We start from the raw sequence: 13,871 nt of genomic DNA on the forward strand, positions 1-13,871 counted from the left end.
CTCTCCACTCACTCGTAGCTGACGGACACCTCGTCGGTCAACGGTACCGACTGGCAGGCCAGCACGATCCCGTCGGCGATGTCCTCGGCGTCCAGCACCTCGTTGTTCAGCATTTTCACCTCGCCGGAGACGATGCGGCACGCGCACGCGCTGCACTGTCCTTCGCGGCAGGAGTACGGCGCGTCGAAGCCCTCGGCGAGCAGGTGGTCGAGCAGCTTCCGCTGCCGCGGCCAGGACAGCTGCCGGGTCTCGCCGTCGAGGTCGACGGTGAGTGCGGTCGTCTCGCCGCCGGTGTCCTCCTCGGGTTCGGGTTCGTCCGCGAACGGATTCCCCGTGAGCGAGTGGAACTTCTCCACGTGCACGCGTTCCCTCGGCGCGCCGAGTTCGCGCAACGCGTCCTGTGCGGCGGCCATGAACGGCGCTGGTCCGCAGAGGAACGCTTCGTGCCCCACGTAAGGCTTGGCAAGCGCCCGCAACGCGGTGACGGTCGGCAAGCCCTGCAAGCTTTCCAGCCAATGCACCACGGTGAGCCGATCGCCGAACCGCTCGGCCAGTTCGCGCAGTTCGGCGGCGAAAATCACCGACTGCTCGTCGCGGTTCGCGTAGACCAGCACCACCTGTCCGGCGCCCTTTTCCAGCGCGGACTTGAGAATCGACATCACCGGCGTGATCCCGCTGCCCGCGGCGAACAACAGGAAGTTGGAGTCCAAAGAGGACGGGCAGAACACGCCGGACGGCCGCAGCACGTCGATCGTCGCGCCCGCCCGCAGTTCGTCGCAAACCCAATTCGAGCCGTACCCGTCGGCAGTCCGCTTGACCGTGACCTGCACCCGGCCCTCGTGCGGCGCGCTCGAAAGCGAATAGCACCGCGCGACCGAACCCGTTCGGTCGCTGGGAATCCGCAGCGTGAGGAATTGCCCGGGGGAGTACGCGAACCGCTCCACATGCTCGTCCGGGACGGTGAACACAATGGACCGGGCGTCCGCGGTTTCCTCGATCACCTCGGCGACGGTAAGTGTGACGACCTCAGCCATTGCGCACCGGCCCGAAATCGCCCTCGCGCACCGCGCTGTCGATGCTGTCCGCGAGTTTCTCGCAGGTGTCCAGCAACGCAGTGGTGCCGCCGGAAGCGGCATGCGCGGCGAACACCGGACAGCTGGTCGAGGCGTCGGTGGTCCACTGGATGCTGGTGTGCTTCAGGCTGTTTTTCTTGACCAGCACACAGGTTCCGCAGCTGCGGCACTCGTGCGGCCGCAGCCCGGAGGTGAGGAATTCGGTCGCTTCGGCCGTCACACCCCAGCCTCCTCCGCCTCGGCCTCCGCGCGCTGGCGCGCGAGGTTCTCCTGCACCTCGGCCGCCCACACCTCGTTCGCCTTCGTGGTGTCCACTTCGAACTCGAACCGGCGCGTCATGTCCTCGGTGACGTCCGCGGCGTCCACGTAGAACTGGTCGTACCAGCGGCGCAGCTGGTAGACCGGACCGTCCTCCTCGCACAGCAGCGGATTGTCGATCTTGGTCTTGTTCTTCCAGATCTCCACGTCCTGCAGGAAGCCGACGCCGATGCCCTTCGCGAGCTTCTGCGCGATCTTGTCCGCGTGCTCGTCGGAAATGCCGGGCATCTTCTTGACCATGATGCCCCACTGCAGCACGAACGACGTCGGCGAAACCGGATAGTGGCAGTTGATCAGCACGTTCTCGATTTCGAAGCCCTGGAAGGAGTTCACCAGCCAGTTGATCATGTAGGAGGGGCCGAAGTACGACGCCTCCGAGCGCAGCAGGTTTTCCTCGCCGCCGTAATTGGACGCCATGCCCATGTCCGGGCGGCCCTTGGTGTTGAGGTACTGGGTGGCGATGTGGCCCTCGAACACGTTCTTGAAATACGTGGGGAAGGCGTAGTGGATGTAGAAGAAGTGCGCCATGTCCACCACGTTGTCGATGATCTCGCGGCAGTTGGCGTTCTCGATCAGGATCGAGTCCCAGGTCCAGTTGCTCCACTCGTCGCTGAACGCGCCCTCGACACGCGGGATCACGACGTTCTCCGGCGGCGGGTTGCCCTCCGGGTCGTGCCAGACGAACAGCTGCTTGTTCTCCTCCAGCACCTGCCACGCCCGGGTGCGCGCCCGCAGCGGGACCCGCTTGGCGTAGGGGATCGACTTGCACTTGCCGTTGCCGCCCCACCGCCAGTCGTGGAACGGGCAGGCGATCTCGTCGCCCTTCACCGAACCCTGGGTCAGGTCGCCGCCCATGTGCCGGCAGTAGCCGTCGAGCACGTTCAGCTTCCCGGCGGTGTCGGCGAACACGACGAGCTTGGTGCCGAACGCCTGCACCGCGTGCGGTTTGCCGTCGCGGAAGTGCTCGGCGAGCCCGAGGCAGTGCCAGCCGCGGGCGTACCGCGCCGGGGGCGCCCCGGCGTCGATCGTGCGGATCTCGGATCCATCGGTCTTCGGCGTCACTGCCTGCCTCCCGTGCCGGTCTGATCTTCGTTCGCCAGCGCCTGTGCCGCAAGGTAGCCGAAAACCATCGCGGGGCCGATGGTCGCGCCCGGCCCGGCGTAGGTCCGGCCCATCACCGGCGCGCTGGTGTTGCCCGCCGCGTAGAGGCCGGGCACGACCGTGCCGTCCTCGCGCAGGACGCGGGCGTTCTCGTCAATCCGCAGCCCGCCCTTGGTGCCCAGGTCGCCGGGCACCACGCGGACCGCGTAGTACGGGGCCTTGGCGAGTTCGCCGAGGCTCGGGTTGGGGCGGTTGCGCGGGTCGCCGTAGTAGTGGTCGTAGGCGCTGAGCCCGCGCTGGAAGTCGTCGTCGACGCCCTTGCGCGCGAAGCCGTTGAACCGCGTGACGGTCTGCTCCAGCGCGTCGGCGGGCACGTCGATCTTCTCGGCGAGCCCGGCCAGCGTCGCGGACTTCGCCACGATCCCGGCCTTGTACCAGCGCCCGGGCAGCGGCTGCCGAGGGCCGAGGCCGGTGAACAGGTAGCGGTCGCGGTAGCGCTGGTCGAACACCAGCCACGCGGGGATGTGCTTGCCCGGGCCGTCGCCGTCGCCGTACATCGCGTGCACGGCTTCGACATACGGCGCGGATTCGTTCACGAACCGGGTACCGGCGGCGTCGACCATCAGGCAGCCGGGCCGCGAGCGCTCGGCGAGCGCGAACCACGGGCCGCCGGTGAGCGGGAACGACGGGCCCCACCAGGCGTCGTCCATCAGGTCGGTCGCCGCGCCGAGCTTGAGCCCGGCGGTGATGCCGTCGCCGGTGTTCGCCTCCGCGCCGACGGTCCATTCGGTGCCGATCGGCGCGCGCTGGTACTTGATGCGCATCTCATCGTTGTGCTCGAAACCGCCGCAGGCCAGCACCACTCCGCGCCGCGCGCGGAACAGCTTCTCCTCGCCGTCGCGCCGGGCCACGATGCCGGTGACGACGTCGTTCTCCACCTGCAGATCGACCAGCGGCGTGTCCAGCAGGACCTCGACGCCCGCGTCTCGCAGGCCTTTCCGCAGCCCGGCCGCAAGCGCTTGCCCCATGGACAGCGGCTGCTGCCCGCGGACGCGCCCGACCAGCCATTTCATCCCCAGCGACAGCATCCGGGCGAACCCGCGCGGATGCCGGGCGATCAGGCTCAGCCAGCGGTAGTCCGACTGGGTGATCGGCACGCCGAGCGGCGGCGCGCTGTACGGCGGTTCGAGCTGTGCCAGGTCGCTGCCGAGCAGTTTGCCGTCGAGCGGCTTCGGCTCGACCGACCGGCCGCCGGGACGTCCGCCGGGAGCCTCCGGGTGGTAATCGCTGTACCCGGGCACCCACTTGAACTCCAGCGGCGTGTTCCGGGTGACGAACTCGAGCACCTCGGGGCCGTGGTCGAGGAAGGTCGTGCGCAGGTGCTCCGGAACGACGTCGCCGACGATCGACTCCAGGTACTGCCTCGCGCGTTCGGGTGGTTCTTCGATGCCCGCGGCCCGCAGCGCGTGGTTGCCGGGCAGCCAGACGCCCCCGCCGGAGCGGGCGGTCGAACCGCCGAAGCAGGCTGCCTTTTCCAGCACCACCACGGAAAGCCCGCGATGGGCGGCGGCGAGCGCGGCGGTCATCCCGGCGGCGCCGCTGCCGGCCACCACCACGTCGTACTCGTCCGACATGCCACCTCACATGCAACGTGTTATCGGCTAAAGCTGGCCTGCTCGGGGCCACTTCCGTCACCATAGACGAGAACGTGTTCCAGTTCTAGGGTGGCGGACTATGGACGAGCTCGGGGCGGACGTCGTGATCATCGGAGCCGGCGCGGCCGGCGTGTGCGCGGCCATCGAAGCGGCCGACGCGGGCGCCAGCGTGCTCCTCGTGGACCGGTTTTCCGGCGGCGGGGCCAGTCGCGTGAGCGGCGGCGTGGTCTACGCCGGGGGAGGGACGCCGCAGCAACGCGCCGCGGGCGTCGACGACAGCGTGGACGCGATGTACGCGTACCTGCGGATGGAAACCGGCGACGTCGTGTCGGAGCGGACGTTGCGGCGGTTCTGCGAGGAAAGCGTCGACATGGTCGCGTGGCTGGAGCGCCAAGGTGTGCCGTTCGAGGGCAGCATGTGCGACTACAAGACGTCGTATCCCAGCAACAAGCACTATCTGTACTACTCCGGCAGCGAACTGTCCGGCGGCTTCCGCGACGTGGCGAAACCCGCGCCGCGCGGACACCGGGTCAAGGGGCCGGGCACGTCCGGGAAGCTGCTGATGAAGCAGCTGCTGGCGGCGGCTCGCGAGCGCGGCGTGAAGGTGCTGCCGCAGACGCAGGCGATGAACCTGATCACCGACGACTCGGGCACGGTGACCGGGGTGCTCACGCACAGTTTGCGGGATGCGCCTTCGTGGGTGCGGGCACGGCACGCGCGGCTCGCGGATTGGGCGGCGAAGCCCGGGATCTACGTGCCCGCGATGCGCCGGTCGCTGCACCAGCGGGTGGAACGGATTGAACGCAAGCACGCGCGTGAGCTGCGGATCAGTGCACGCCGAGGCGTGGTGCTGTCGGCGGGCGGGTTCATCGTGAACCGGGCGATGGTGCGCGAGCACGCGCCCGCGTACCGCGGCGGGCTCGATCTGGGAACTTCCGCCGACGACGGTTCCGGCATCCGGATGGGCGTGGAGGTCGGCGGGCGCACGGCGGAGCTGGACCGGGTGTCGGCGTGGCGGTTCCTGACGCCGCCGTCGGCGTTTCTCGGCGGACTCCTGGTGGGCGCGGACGGCCGCCGGATCATCGACGAATCCCGGTACGGCGCGGCGATCGGCGAGCGCATGATCGCTGAGCACGGCGGACGCGGCTGGCTGCTGGTCGACGAGCCGATCGTCGCCGAAGCCCGGCGCGACGGGCGGAAACAAGGTCAGTGGTTCGCGACGCTGCAACTGCGGTATCTGCTCGGCAAGGGCCGGGTGACCGGCGGAACGCTGGAAGAAGTGGCCACGCGCGCCGGAATCGACCCGGACGGGCTGGCGGCGACGTACGCCGAGTACCAGCGCGGTCCCGATCCGGCGGGCAAGCCGGCGGACTTCGCGCGCCCGCTGGACACGCCGCCGTACTCGCTGATCGACGTGTCGGTGAAACCGAACCTCGGCTACCCGTGCCCGATGCTGACGCTGGGCGGTCTGGTGGTCGACGAGGACACCGGCGCGGTGGCCGGCGTCCGCGGTCTCTACGCCGCCGGACGCACCGCAGTGGGAATCTGTTCCAGGTCGTATGTGAGCGGCCTTTCGCTGGCTGACTGCGTGTTTTCCGGCCGCCGGGCAGGGTTGCACGGCGCGCGCGGGGCGGACCGCGTCGACAAAAACGAGAACGTGTTCTAGTCTTGAGCGTGTCGAGCGAGAGAGGACGGCCGATGAGCGAGCTGGCTGCCGTGATCGCGGGGGTGCGCGACCTGCTTCCCGTGCTGCGGGAACGCGCACAGGAGACCGAGGATGCCCGTCGGATCCCCGCCGAATCAGTGAAAGCGCTGCAGGAGACCGGATTTTTCCGCCTGCTGCAACCGAAACCGTACGGCGGCTTGGAAGCCGACCCGGTCACCTTCTACACCGCGGTCAAGCTCATCGCGAGCGCCTGCGGGTCCACCGGCTGGGTCGCGTCGATTCTCGGCGTGCACCCGTGGCACGTCGCGTTGTTCGACGCGCAAGCCCAGGCGGACGTGTGGGGCGAGGATCACGACGTGCGGATTTCTTCTTCGTACGCGCCGATGGGCAAGGCGACCGTCGTCGAGGGCGGCTACCGGCTGTCCGGGCGATGGAGCTTCTCGTCCGGAAGCGACCACTGCACGTGGGTGCTGCTGGGCGGGCCCGCGTTCGCCGACGGCAAGCCGGTGGACTTCTGCACGTATCTCGTGCCGATCTCGGACTACTCCATTGTGGACGTCTGGGACACGGTCGGGCTGCGCGGCACCGGGTCCAACGACATCGTCGTCGAGGACGTTTTCGTGCCGAAGCACCGCGCGCTGAGCTTCATGGCGACGTCGAAGTGCAAGACCCCGGGCCAGGAAGTCAATCCGGGTCCGCTGTACCGGCTGCCGTACGGCTCGGTGCACCCGAGCACCATCACCGCGCCGATCATCGGGATGGCGCAGGGCGCGTACGACGCGCACGTGGAGCACCAGGGCAAGCGGGTGCGGGCGGCGTACGCGGGCGAACAGTCCAAAGAGGACCCGTTCTCGAAGGTGCGGATCGCCGAGGCGGGCAGCGAGATCGACGCGGCCTGGCTGCAGCTGACGCACAACATCGACGAGCTGTACCAGCTGGCCTGCAAGGGCGAGAAGCTGCCGTTCAGCACGCGGTTGCGGGTGCGCCGGGACCAGGTGCGCGGCACCGAGCGGGCGATCTCCGCGATCGACCGGCTTTTCGAGAACTCCGGCGGCCGCGCGCTGCAGCGGGGCACGCCGATCCAGCGCTTCTGGCGCGACGCGCACGCGGGCCGGGTGCACGCGGCGAACGACGCGGAGCGCGCGTACGTCATGTTCGGCACCGGCGAGTTCGGCTTGCCTGTTGAGAATGCGATGGTCTGATGGCGCCTGAAGGTTCCTATGTAGACACTGCGGGCGGCATTCGCCTGCACTACCACGAGTCCGGCGCGGAAAACGCCGAGACGGTGCTGTTGCTGCACGGTGGCGGCCCCGGTGCTTCGGCGTGGAGCAACTTCGGCCGGAACCTGCCGGTGTTCGGGAAGTCCTATCGGACGCTGGCGGTCGACCAGCCGGGGTTCGGCCGGTCCGACAAGCCGACTGACCACCCGCAGTACTTCCGGCACAGCTCGGACGCGGTCGTCGGCCTGATGGACCGGCTCGGCATCGAAAAGGCGCACCTCGTCGGCAATTCGCTCGGCGCGGGCGCGGCGGTGCGGCTCGCGCTGAACCATCCGGGACGCGCGGGACGGCTGGTGCTGATGGGCGCGGGCGGGTTGAGCGTCAACCTGTTCGCGCCGGACCCGACCGAAGGCGTGCGGCTGCTGTCGAAGTTCGCCGGGGACCCGACGCGGGAGCGGATGGAAGCGTTCCTCCGGATCATGGTGCACGACCAGGCTCTGGTCACCGACGAGCTGATCGACGAACGCTTCGAGATCGCGCGTTCGCCGGAATCGCTCGCCGCGATGCGGGCGATGGGCAAGTCGTTCAGCCTGCCGGACTCCTTCGAGGAAGGCATGTTGTGGCGCGAGGCTTACCGCCTGCGCCAACGGGTTTTGCTCGTCTGGGGCCGGGAGGACCGGGTCAACCCGCTCGACGGCGCACTGCTGGCGTTGAAGACGATTCCGCGTGCGCAACTGCACGTGTTCGGCGGCTGCGGGCACTGGGCGCAGCTGGAGAAGTTCGACGAGTTCAACCGACTCGCCCTCGACTTCCTCGGGAGTTCGTGATGGCTATCCGTTCGCTGGGATATCTGCGCATCGAAGCCACGGACATGGACGCCTGGCGCGTCTACGGGCTGAAGGTGCTCGGCATGGTGGAGGGTTCGGGCACCGACCCGAACGCGCTCTACCTGCGCATGGACGATTTCCCGGCGCGATTGGTGATCGTGCCGGGAGAGAAGGACCGGCTGGCGCAGGCGGGCTGGGAGGCGGCCAACGCCGCGGAACTGGACGACGTCCGCGCCCGCCTCGACGCGGCTTCGGTGCCGTACAAAGAAGGCACGCCGGACGAGCTGGCGGACCGCCGGGTCGCGGAGATGATCAGCTTCACCGATCCGTCCGGCAATACGCTGGAGGTGTTCCACGGCGTCGCGCTGCAGCACCGGCGCGTGGTGAGCCCGTACGGGCACCGGTTCGTGACCGGTGAGCAGGGCTTGGGCCACGTGGTTTTGTCGACCCACGACGACGAGGCCGCGCTGCGGTTCTACCGCGACGTGCTGGGCTTCCGGCTCCGCGATTCGATGCGCCTCCCGCCGCAGATGGTCGGCCGCCCGGCCGACGGCGACCCGGCGTGGCTGCGGTTCTTCGGCTGCAATCCGCGCCACCACAGCCTGGCGTTCCTGCCGATGCCGACGCCGAGCGGGATCGTGCACCTGATGGTGGAGGTCGAGGAGACCGACGACGTCGGATTGTGCCTGGACCGCGCGAAGCGCAAGAACGTCCCGATGTCCGCGACGCTCGGCCGGCACGTGAACGACCTGATGCTGTCGTTCTACATGAAGACCCCCGGCGGCTTCGACGTCGAGTTCGGCTGTGAGGGCAGGCAGGTCGAGGACGAGGCGTGGATCGCTCGCGAGAGCACCGCGGTTTCGTTGTGGGGCCACGACTTCTCCGTGGGCGCGCAATGACAGCCGCGGTCTCCGACGCCGTGCCGGACCGGTTTCGCGAGGTGCTGGGCCACTTCTGCACCGGAGTGACCGTGGTGACGGGCTACGTCGAGGACTCCTCGGCCGTCGCGCCGACCGGACCGGTGGGTTTCGCCTGCCAGTCCTTCGCCGCGTTGTCGCTGGACCCGCCGCTGGTGCTGTTCTGCGTCGCCCGCACGTCGCGCACCTGGCCCGCGCTGGCCGCGGCGGGCACGTTCGCGGTGAACGTGCTCGCCGAGGACCAGCAGGCGGTCTGCGCCGAGTTCGGCCGCCGCGGCGGCGACAAGTTCTCCGGAGTGTCCTGGCGACCGGCCCCGTCGGGCGCGCCGCTGCTGGACGGAGCCCTGACCTGGGTGGACTGCGCGGTACAGGCGGTCCATCCAGCCGGGGACCACTACGTGGTGGTCGGCCGCGTGACCGCGCTGGGCGAGACGTCCGACGCTCGCCCGCTGCTGTTCCACCGCGGCCAGTACACGGTCACCGAGCCGGTGCCGGACGCGCTCACCGCGCTGATGCCCTGGCCCCGCCCGGACGACTGGCTCTGACTCCGCGCGGGTGTTCGCGCTACTTCCAGCGGAAGTGCACGAACACCCGCCCGAAGTTGTCTTTGTCCTTCTCGACGCGGTGGTAGAGCGCCTTCACGTCCTTGCGCTCCAGGAACCGCAGCACGTGCTTCTTCAACTGCCCGGACCCCTTGCCCGGGATGATCTCCACGAGCGGCGCCTTCTTTGCGACCGCCTCGTCGATGACCGCGCGCAGCGCCCGGTCGATCTCCCCGCCGCGGTTGTAGATGTCGTGAAGATCGAGCTTGAGCTTCATGCCTCCTTCCTACCCCACGCCCACATAGTCGACATCGACTACTCTTCTGCGTATAGTCGATCCTGACTAAAGGAGTTCGTGGGTGAAGCGACGCGTGGTGGGGAATCCGCTCGGGCTGGCCGTGCTGGCGGGCTTGATCGAGGAGCCGATGCATCCGTACGAGATGGCTCGGCGGTTCGTGGAGTACGGCAAGGAGCGGGATTTCAAGTACACCCGCAGCTCGCTGTACATGGTGGTCGGGCAGCTGGAGAAGGCCGGGTTCATCGCGGCGCGGGAGACGCTGCGCGATTCGGCGCGTCCGGAGCGGACCGTCTACGCCATCACGCCCACCGGGCGGCTCGAGCTGTTCGACTGGATGCGCGAGCTCGTCGCCGAACCGGCCACCGAGTATCCGCTGTTCGGGGCGGCGTTGTCGCTGTTCGTGGTGCTGCCGGTGGACGAGGTGCGGGAGCTGCTCCAGCAGCGGCTGGCCGCGCTCGCCGCGATCGCCGACGACATCCGCGCGACGATCGACGCCGCGCGGGAGCAGGGGCTCGCCTGGTGGTTCCTGGTCGAGGAGGACTACCGGCTGACGAAGATCGAGGCGGAGCGCGGCTTCGTCGAACGGCTCGCCGAGTCGGTTGCCGGGGAGGACTACCGGCAGGCGTGGGAAACCTATTTCAAGGGGAGAACATGAACGTACTAGTGATCGGCGGCGGCATCGCCGGTGCGACTACCGCGATGGCGTTGCAGCGAGCGGGAATCGAAGCCGTTGTCTACGAGGCTTACCCGAAGTCGGCGGACGGAGTCGGCAGCGCGCTGACGCTGTCTCCCAACGGCCGCAACGCTTTGCGGCAGATCGATGCCGACGACGCGGTGGCCGCGGTCGGCATCGAGGTGCCGGGAATGATAATGCAGAATCACCGAGGCCGGGTGGTCGGCAGATTCGACGGGCTGCCGGGTCTGCCGTCGAGCCTGCTGCTGCGCCGGGACCGGCTGTACCGCGCGCTGATGGACGAAGCGCTGAGCCGGGGGATCACGGTCGAATTCGGCAAGCGGCTGAAGTCCGTGGAGAACAAAGCAGACCGGGTGATCGCGCACTTCGCGGACGGTTCTTCCGCGACCGGCGACGTGCTGATCGGCGCGGACGGCATCCGGTCGGCTGTCCGGTCCACTTTGGACCCGGCGGCACCTGCTCCGCGCTACACCGGACTCCTCGGTCTCGGCGGCTGGATCCGCAACCCCGGCCTGCCGGTCACCGGGAACTACCAGCATTTCGCCTTCGGCAAGCGGGCGTTCTTCGGCTACTTCATCGACGCGGACGAGATTCTCTGGTTCAGCAATGTCCCCGCCGCCGACCCGGCCGAGGCGAAGACCGCGTCGCCGGAGCACTGGCTCTCGGTGCTGCGCGAACGGCACGCGGACGACGTCCCGGCGCGCGACATCATCGCCCTGCTGAAGCCGGAAGACGTTGGCCAGCCTGGGGTTCTGGAGGACATCCCGACGGTGCGGACGTGGCACCGCGGCCGGGTCGCCCTGGTCGGCGACGCCGCGCATCCGACGTCGCCGAGTTCCGGGCAGGGAGCGTCGCAGGCGGTCGAGAGCTCGCTCGAACTGGCTCGTGCGCTGCGGGATTCTCCGGACGTGGCAACGGCTTTCGCCCAGTACGAGGCGGCCCGGCGGGAACGGGTCGAGCGGATCATCGCGCGGGCGGCGAAGATCAACAACGACAAGGCGGCGGGGCCGGTCGCGCGGATCATGCGTGATCTGCTGATGCCCCTGATGATGAAGACGGTGATGAGCCCGGAAAAGATGTTCGGCGGCGTGCACCGGCACCGGATCGAATTCGGGTCCTCTCGCGCCGCCGTCTAGCGGAGGCACGCGAGCGCGGACCGGCGCACGAGGGCGGTGCGGCCGAGCAAACCCAGTACCGTCAACGCATCCGGGGGACCGCCGGCCCGGATCACGCGGAGCTGGGTCCGTTCGGAGGCCCGCAGCAGGTCGTCGGCGCGCCAATCGGGTCCGTTCGTGACGGCGTGGATCAGCGCGGCGGGATCCGGCTGACGGACGGGGCGGCCGTCCGTCAGCCCAGGGTCTGCCACCATCCGTCCACCGGCGGCGGGGCGGACGCGTCGATCCGCTGCCCGGGTTTCGGGATCGCGAGCGGAAGGTCGTTCGCCTTCGCCTCCCGCCACACCCGGTCCGCGGGATCCGACCAGGTGTGCATGGCCAGCGTGAACGTCGCCCAGTGCACCGGGACCAGCAGCCCGCCGCGCACGTCCAGATGGGCGGCGACGCCTTCCTCCGGCGTCATGTGGATGTCCGGCCAATGCGGGGCGTACGCGCCGACCTGGATCAGAGTCGCATCGAACGGGCCGTGCTTCGCGCCGATCTCGGCGAAACCGGGGAAGTATCCGGTGTCGCCGCTGTAGTAGACGCGATGCTCCGGACCGGCGATCACCCACGACGCCCACAGTGTGCTGTCGTTCGCGAGGCCGCGGCCGGAGAAGTGCTGCGCGGGCGTGGCGACGAACCGGATCCCGGCGACGTGAGCGTCCTCGTGCCAGTCGAGTTCGACGATCCGCGCGGCCGGGACGTGCCAGCGTTCGAGATGCGCGCCGACGCCGAGCGGGACGAGGAACGGTGCGTCGGTCAGCGAAATCAAGGATTGGACGGTGGGCAGGTCCAGATGGTCGTAGTGGTCGTGGGAGATCACGATCGCGTCCAGCGTGCCCAGTTCGCGCAGCGAAACCGGGGGAGCGTGCAGCCGCCGCGGCCCGGCGAACGCGGCGGGCGAAACCCGGTCGCCCCACACCGGATCGCACAGCACGCGGGCGCCGTCGATCTCCACCAGCGTGGACGCGTGTCCGTACCAGGTAAGGAAAAGACCGTCCGCGGCGGAGGCGGCGGGCGAGGAGACCAGCGGGATCTCACCGCCCGGCCGGCGGCGGGCGCGGTCCTCGCCGAACAGGAACTCGCGGACGAGCCCGCCGGGGGAGGAGGGCGTCGCGCGCGTGGCGGCGGCGTTGTGGAAGACGCCGTCGGCGTACTGCGGAGACTGGCGCATCCGCTCAGCACGAGCTCCGGCGGCCTTCGCGCCGAAGGCCGCCGGAGTCAATGCTTGGAAGGTCATGCCACCGAGTCTACGAAGCGTTCCTGAGAGGAGCCCCAGCTTCGTGCAGGTGACGCAGCGTCTGCCGGTAGGAGGACACCAGCCCGGTGCGCAGGTACGGGATGCCGATCTCGGCGCAGTACGCCTGCACCATCGGCTGGGCGCGGCGCAGGTGCACCGACGGCATGCTCGGGAACAGATGGTGCTCGATCTGGTGGTTGAGGCCGCCGAGCAGGACGTCGATCACCGGTCCGCCCGCGACGTTCCGGGAGGTGAGCACCTGCTTGCGCAGGAAGTCCAGGTCCGTCTTGCCGGTCAGCGTCGGCATGCCCTTGTGGTTCGGCGCGAAGATCGAACCCATGTAGACGCCCCACAGTCCCTGGTGGACCGCGAAGAAGAGCAGCGCCAGACCCGGCGGGAGGACGATGAACAGCGCGGCGAGGTAGACCGCGACGTGGGTGAACAGCAGCCCCGCTTCGAGCCCGCGACGGCGCAGGCCGGGGCGCGCGACCGCGCGGATGCCGGACCAGTGCAGGTTGAGGCCTTCGAGGGTGAGCAGCGGGAAGAACAGCACCGCCTGGTGGCGGCCGATGAACCGGGGCACGCCGCGGGCCTCCCGGGCCTGGCGCTGGGACCAGACGAGGACGTCCGGGTCGACGTCCGGGTCCAGCTCCTCGTGGTTCGGGTTGGCGTGGTGGCGGGTGTGCTTGTCCATCCACCACCCGTAGCTCATCCCGATGCCGAGGTTCCCGGCGAGACGCCCGGCGATCTCCGCGGGACGGCGCGTCCGGAACACCTGCCGGTGCGCGAGATCGTGCGAAAGCAGGGCGATCTGCCCGAACATGAACGCCTGGAACGCGGCCACGGCGAGCTGCCACCACGAGTCGCCGAGCAGCGCGAACGCGACCCAGCCTCCCGCGAACAGCACGGTCAGGAGCGCGATTCGAGCGGTGTAGTAGCCGGGGCGGCGGTCGAGCAGACCGGCGTCGGTGATCCGGCGGCAGAGCCGGGCGAAGTCGCTTCCCGGCCGTGGGGGCGAGGGGAGGACGAGCTTTTCGGTGGTCACCCGGGCGAGTATTGCGGCGCGGCGCCCCGGCGGGAAACCAGCAGACCCGACGGCTCGTGCTGGGGTTGTCCCCACCCCGCTCCTGTGCATTCCCGGCGCGGTGCTGCTCAAGCGCTTG

Annotated in this window: 15 protein-coding genes; 7 read left to right on the forward strand and 8 right to left on the reverse strand. The window is 69.2% G+C overall.

What is annotated here, in order from left to right:
* Positions 1-8: 8 nt before the first annotated feature.
* From PUT80_RS29315 to kstD, 4 genes are read right to left on the reverse strand one after another with little or no spacing between them, the layout of a single operon-like run.
* Positions 9-1,034: a ferredoxin--NADP reductase gene (locus tag PUT80_RS29315; RefSeq protein ID WP_275294131.1), complete on the reverse strand. Its 1,026-nt coding sequence runs from the start codon at positions 1,032-1,034 to the stop codon at positions 9-11.
* Entirely contained in the window at positions 1,027-1,293 is a 267-nt protein-coding gene (locus PUT80_RS29320) for a hypothetical protein (protein ID WP_275294132.1), read from the reverse strand. The genes PUT80_RS29315 and PUT80_RS29320 overlap by 8 nt, the downstream gene beginning before the upstream one ends.
* Entirely contained in the window at positions 1,290-2,453 is a 1,164-nt protein-coding gene (locus tag PUT80_RS29325) for a Rieske 2Fe-2S domain-containing protein (RefSeq protein WP_037809958.1), read from the reverse strand. The genes PUT80_RS29320 and PUT80_RS29325 overlap by 4 nt, the downstream gene beginning before the upstream one ends.
* Complete coding sequence (gene kstD / locus PUT80_RS29330; RefSeq protein ID WP_275294133.1) at positions 2,450-4,126, reverse strand: 3-oxosteroid 1-dehydrogenase; 1,677 nt, start codon at positions 4,124-4,126, stop codon at positions 2,450-2,452. The genes PUT80_RS29325 and kstD overlap by 4 nt, the downstream gene beginning before the upstream one ends.
* Before the next feature lie 100 nt (positions 4,127-4,226).
* Between kstD and PUT80_RS29335 the strand changes: the two genes are divergently transcribed.
* From PUT80_RS29335 to hsaB, 5 genes are read left to right on the forward strand one after another with little or no spacing between them, the layout of a single operon-like run.
* Positions 4,227-5,813, forward strand: coding sequence for an FAD-binding protein (locus tag PUT80_RS29335; RefSeq protein WP_275294134.1), 1,587 nt, complete (start codon positions 4,227-4,229; stop codon positions 5,811-5,813).
* A gap of 32 nt (positions 5,814-5,845) precedes the next feature.
* Positions 5,846-7,015, forward strand: a complete 1,170-nt coding sequence (gene hsaA, locus PUT80_RS29340; protein WP_043829213.1) for a 3-hydroxy-9,10-secoandrosta-1,3,5(10)-triene-9,17-dione monooxygenase oxygenase subunit — start codon at positions 5,846-5,848, stop codon at positions 7,013-7,015.
* Positions 7,015-7,860, forward strand: a complete 846-nt coding sequence (gene hsaD, locus PUT80_RS29345) for a 4,5:9,10-diseco-3-hydroxy-5,9,17-trioxoandrosta-1(10),2-diene-4-oate hydrolase (RefSeq protein ID WP_275294135.1) — start codon at positions 7,015-7,017, stop codon at positions 7,858-7,860. Before hsaA ends, hsaD begins: the two co-directional genes overlap by 1 nt.
* Positions 7,860-8,759: an iron-dependent extradiol dioxygenase HsaC gene (gene hsaC / locus PUT80_RS29350; RefSeq protein ID WP_037809966.1), complete on the forward strand. Its 900-nt coding sequence runs from the start codon at positions 7,860-7,862 to the stop codon at positions 8,757-8,759. The genes hsaD and hsaC overlap by 1 nt, the downstream gene beginning before the upstream one ends.
* The gene (gene hsaB / locus PUT80_RS29355; protein ID WP_037809967.1) at positions 8,756-9,322 is read left to right on the forward strand and encodes a 3-hydroxy-9,10-secoandrosta-1,3,5(10)-triene-9,17-dione monooxygenase reductase subunit; all 567 of its coding nucleotides are present in this window, start codon (positions 8,756-8,758) and stop codon (positions 9,320-9,322) included. Before hsaC ends, hsaB begins: the two co-directional genes overlap by 4 nt.
* 19 nt (positions 9,323-9,341) lie before the next feature.
* Here the strand turns inward: hsaB and PUT80_RS29360 are convergent, their stop codons facing one another.
* A complete protein-coding gene (locus PUT80_RS29360) occupies positions 9,342-9,596 on the reverse strand; it encodes a Smr/MutS family protein (RefSeq protein ID WP_009075408.1) in 255 nt (84 codons plus the stop codon).
* 82 nt (positions 9,597-9,678) lie between these two features.
* Between PUT80_RS29360 and PUT80_RS29365 the strand changes: the two genes are divergently transcribed.
* Both PUT80_RS29365 and PUT80_RS29370 read left to right on the forward strand, forming a co-directional pair.
* Positions 9,679-10,272, forward strand: coding sequence for a PadR family transcriptional regulator (locus PUT80_RS29365; RefSeq protein ID WP_275294136.1), 594 nt, complete (start codon positions 9,679-9,681; stop codon positions 10,270-10,272).
* The gene (locus tag PUT80_RS29370) at positions 10,269-11,447 is read left to right on the forward strand and encodes an NAD(P)/FAD-dependent oxidoreductase (RefSeq protein WP_275294137.1); all 1,179 of its coding nucleotides are present in this window, start codon (positions 10,269-10,271) and stop codon (positions 11,445-11,447) included. The genes PUT80_RS29365 and PUT80_RS29370 overlap by 4 nt, the downstream gene beginning before the upstream one ends.
* Here PUT80_RS29370 and PUT80_RS29375 read toward each other — a convergent pair.
* Genes PUT80_RS29375 through PUT80_RS29385 form a run of 3 tightly spaced genes read right to left on the reverse strand, consistent with a single transcriptional unit; the run spans position 11,444 to position 13,753 of the window.
* Positions 11,444-11,680, reverse strand: coding sequence for a hypothetical protein (locus PUT80_RS29375; RefSeq protein WP_134731202.1), 237 nt, complete (start codon positions 11,678-11,680; stop codon positions 11,444-11,446). The genes PUT80_RS29370 and PUT80_RS29375 overlap by 4 nt on opposite strands.
* On the reverse strand, positions 11,659-12,708 hold the full coding sequence (locus tag PUT80_RS29380; RefSeq protein ID WP_275294138.1) for an MBL fold metallo-hydrolase: 1,050 nt from the start codon (positions 12,706-12,708) through the stop codon (positions 11,659-11,661). Before PUT80_RS29380 ends, PUT80_RS29375 begins: the two co-directional genes overlap by 22 nt.
* 10 nt (positions 12,709-12,718) lie before the next feature.
* Positions 12,719-13,753 (reverse strand): acyl-CoA desaturase, encoded by a 1,035-nt coding sequence (locus PUT80_RS29385; protein ID WP_275294139.1) that lies wholly within the window; start codon positions 13,751-13,753, stop codon positions 12,719-12,721.
* Positions 13,754-13,871 lie beyond the last annotated feature (118 nt).

Origin of the sequence: Amycolatopsis sp. La24, from assembly GCF_029087445.1 — a bacterium.
GTDB lineage: Bacteria > Actinomycetota > Actinomycetes > Mycobacteriales > Pseudonocardiaceae > Amycolatopsis > Amycolatopsis nivea.

Coding starts and splice junctions, on each gene's coding strand:
- hsaB (WP_037809967.1), top strand. CDS start 8,756: ATGACAGCCGCGGTCTCCGACGCCGTGCCGGACCGGTTTCGCGAGGTG.
- hsaD (WP_275294135.1), top strand. CDS start 7,015: ATGGCGCCTGAAGGTTCCTATGTAGACACTGCGGGCGGCATTCGCCTG.
- hsaC (WP_037809966.1), top strand. CDS start 7,860: ATGGCTATCCGTTCGCTGGGATATCTGCGCATCGAAGCCACGGACATG.
- PUT80_RS29375 (WP_134731202.1), bottom strand. CDS start 11,680: ATGGTGGCAGACCCTGGGCTGACGGACGGCCGCCCCGTCCGTCAGCCG.
- PUT80_RS29315 (WP_275294131.1), bottom strand. CDS start 1,034: ATGGCTGAGGTCGTCACACTTACCGTCGCCGAGGTGATCGAGGAAACC.
- PUT80_RS29380 (WP_275294138.1), bottom strand. CDS start 12,708: ATGACCTTCCAAGCATTGACTCCGGCGGCCTTCGGCGCGAAGGCCGCC.
- PUT80_RS29335 (WP_275294134.1), top strand. CDS start 4,227: ATGGACGAGCTCGGGGCGGACGTCGTGATCATCGGAGCCGGCGCGGCC.
- kstD (WP_275294133.1), bottom strand. CDS start 4,126: ATGTCGGACGAGTACGACGTGGTGGTGGCCGGCAGCGGCGCCGCCGGG.
- hsaA (WP_043829213.1), top strand. CDS start 5,846: ATGAGCGAGCTGGCTGCCGTGATCGCGGGGGTGCGCGACCTGCTTCCC.
- PUT80_RS29360 (WP_009075408.1), bottom strand. CDS start 9,596: ATGAAGCTCAAGCTCGATCTTCACGACATCTACAACCGCGGCGGGGAG.
- PUT80_RS29370 (WP_275294137.1), top strand. CDS start 10,269: ATGAACGTACTAGTGATCGGCGGCGGCATCGCCGGTGCGACTACCGCG.